The organism is Dialister sp. UBA1703, from assembly GCA_002320515.1.
Lineage (GTDB): Bacteria > Bacillota > Negativicutes > Veillonellales > Dialisteraceae > Dialister.
The window spans coordinates 6,250-8,711 of the sequence record DCJJ01000151.1; the positions used below are offsets into that span (position 1 = coordinate 6,250).

The following is a 2,462-nucleotide window of genomic DNA, read 5'->3' on the forward strand; positions in this document are numbered from 1 at the left end:
GGGCCGTCAACCTTCCCCTCTGAACCCTGTGAACCTTTTGAACCCTCTGAACCCTCACACCGAAGGTGTGTCCAAGGGCGGCCACAACCCTCGGGGCGCAGCCCCGTCAGCCCTTCCCTCTGAACCCTCTGAACCCTCACGCCGCAGGCGTGTCCATGGGCAATCCACAACCTCTCAGCGCCATAGGCGCTGAGGCCCCCTGAGCGCCAGCGAACACAACCTTTTGCCCGAAGGGCAAAGCCCCATCGCCTGCGGAGCGGGCGTTAACCTTCCCTTAGAACCCTTAGAACCCTCTGCCCCACGCCTGCCGGCGTTTTTTATTTCTTCAAGCAGGAAAAATTATAAAGCAGGCCGGTTTGATTATGGGAAAGCTCTGTTTAATAAACTTATTCTGAGTGAATCATTGCAATACATTAAAATAAGTGTTATACTATTTCACGAAAAACCAATGATACCCAAGGGTGAGACGTCACGCCAAGAAGGACGCCGCCGGTATGATTGGCGGTTGAAAGAGTATATTGGAAACGGCTCTTTATCTGCTATGAGGGTAAAGTTTGCGCCATGATTTGTTATTTCTACAAGGTCCCAGTTTCCGGCCTTGCTTTTTTCGTGCTTTTTTCAGTGTTTTCAGTTGACGTACAGGAGATGGTTGGATTTGGGAAAGAAACAGTTGGCTATGCGTCTGGGGGAGATGGTGCTGGTCCTTTTGGGCATCAGCTTCATTACCTTCTGTCTGGTCATGCTGGCGCCGGGGGATCCGGTGCGTCAGATGATTGCAGGCAATGAAGATATTGTGGTGAGCCAGATAGAAATCGATGCTCTTCGTCATGAGCTGGGATTGGATAAGCCTTTCCTTTTCCAGTATCTGGACTGGCTGGGAAGGGTGCTTCATGGTAATTTCGGCTATTCCTTCATGATGAAGAAGCCGGTACTGGAGGCCCTCATGGGAGGCCTGCCGGCTACCCTGATTCTGGCGCTGGCATCTACTGCGTTTATGCTTGTTTTTTCCATTCCTCTGGGGATTTATACGGCGGTCAAGAAAAACAGCTGGTTTGACTACCTTGTCCGCGGTTTTTCCTTCCTGGGCGTATCGGTACCGAATTTCTGGATGGGCCTCATGCTTCTCTGGATTTTTGCTTTGAAACTGGGCCTTCTCCCCATCGTAGGCGGCAGCATTACCCTGGAAAACCTCATCCTTCCCATGGTGACGCTGGGCGTGGTTATGACGTCCAAGTATACCAGGCAGGTGCGGGCGGCGGTGCTGGAAGAACTGAACCAGGACTACGTCATGGGTGCCAGAGCCCGGGGCTTTTCGGAATCCCATATCCTCTGGAAGGAAGTGCTTCCCAATGCCCTGCTTCCTCTGGTGACCCTGCTGGGGCTGGCTTTCGGCTCCCTTCTGGGCGGCGCAGCGGTGGTGGAAATCGTATTTTCCTGGCCGGGCCTGGGATATAGGGTGGTAGAAGCCATTACCTACCGCGATTTCCAAACGGTGCAGGCCATTGTGCTCTGGATCGCTTTCATGTACATGGTGATTAATCTGGTGGTGGATCTGTCCTATCGCCATCTGGATCCGAGACTTCGGAAAGGAGGCCGGTAATATGGGGAATCTTTGGAAAGGATTCAAAGAACATCGGACGTTCCGGTTCACCAGCCTGCTGGTTATCCTGCTTATCGCCCTGGTGGTGCTGGCGCCGGTGATTGCTCCCTATAACCCCCTGGAAGCGGTGATGAAGGACGCCAACCAGGCGCCTTCCATGGCCCACCTCTTCGGCACGGACAAGCTGGGACGGGACGTGCTGTCTCGCATTCTCTACGGCGGTGCCTACTCCCTGTCCAGCGTGCTGGCCCTGGTGGCCATTATCTTCTGCCTGGGCACCTTCCTGGGCCTGGTGGCCGGCTACTTTGGCGGCCTCATTGACACTGTCATCATGCGTATAGCAGATATGATGATTTCCTTCCCCGGCGTTATCCTGGCCATTGCCATCGCCGGTATCATGGGCGGCAGTCTGGTGAACGCCATGATCGCCCTGACCGCGGTGACCTGGACAAAGTACGCCAGGCTTTCAAGATCCATGGTTTTGAAAATCAGGAAACGAGACTTCGTGGACGCCGCCATCGTCAGCGGCGGTACCGACGCCCATATCCTCTGGCAACACATCATGCCCAACGTGGTGCCCATCCTTGTGATTACGGCGGTGTCCGATATCGGCGCCATGATGATGGAACTGGCAGGCCTGTCTTTCCTGGGCTTCGGCAGCCAGCCGCCGGCACCGGAATGGGGCCTCATGCTTAACGAGGGCCGTCAGCAGCTGCAGACAGCGCCTTGGCTCATGGTCTTCCCGGGGCTTGCCATCTTCATTTCCGTAGTCATCTTCAACCTCTGGGGCGACGCCCTCCGGGATGTGCTGGATCCAAGGGATAATTAGTGGGCGGGTGTACTAGGGAAGCACTGATTAATT

Annotated in this window: 2 protein-coding genes; both read left to right on the plus strand. The window is 54.9% G+C overall.

Annotation, left to right across the window (positions count from 1 at the left end; all coding sequences use genetic code 11):
• Nucleotides 1-676: 676 nt before the first annotated feature.
• Nucleotides 677-1,600 carry a nickel ABC transporter permease gene (gene nikB / locus B2Y11_RS06805; protein ID WP_414630738.1) on the plus strand — a complete coding sequence of 308 codons (924 nt, stop codon included), beginning with the start codon at nt 677-679 and terminating at the stop codon, nt 1,598-1,600.
• Nucleotide 1,601: 1 nt separating this feature from the next.
• A complete protein-coding gene (gene nikC / locus B2Y11_RS06810) occupies nt 1,602-2,429 on the plus strand; it encodes a nickel transporter permease (protein ID WP_291057607.1) in 828 nt (275 codons plus the stop codon).
• The last annotated feature ends 33 nt before the right edge of the window (nt 2,430-2,462 follow it).

Coding starts and splice junctions, on each gene's coding strand:
- nikB (WP_414630738.1), top strand. CDS start 677: ATGCGTCTGGGGGAGATGGTGCTGGTCCTTTTGGGCATCAGCTTCATT.
- nikC (WP_291057607.1), top strand. CDS start 1,602: ATGGGGAATCTTTGGAAAGGATTCAAAGAACATCGGACGTTCCGGTTC.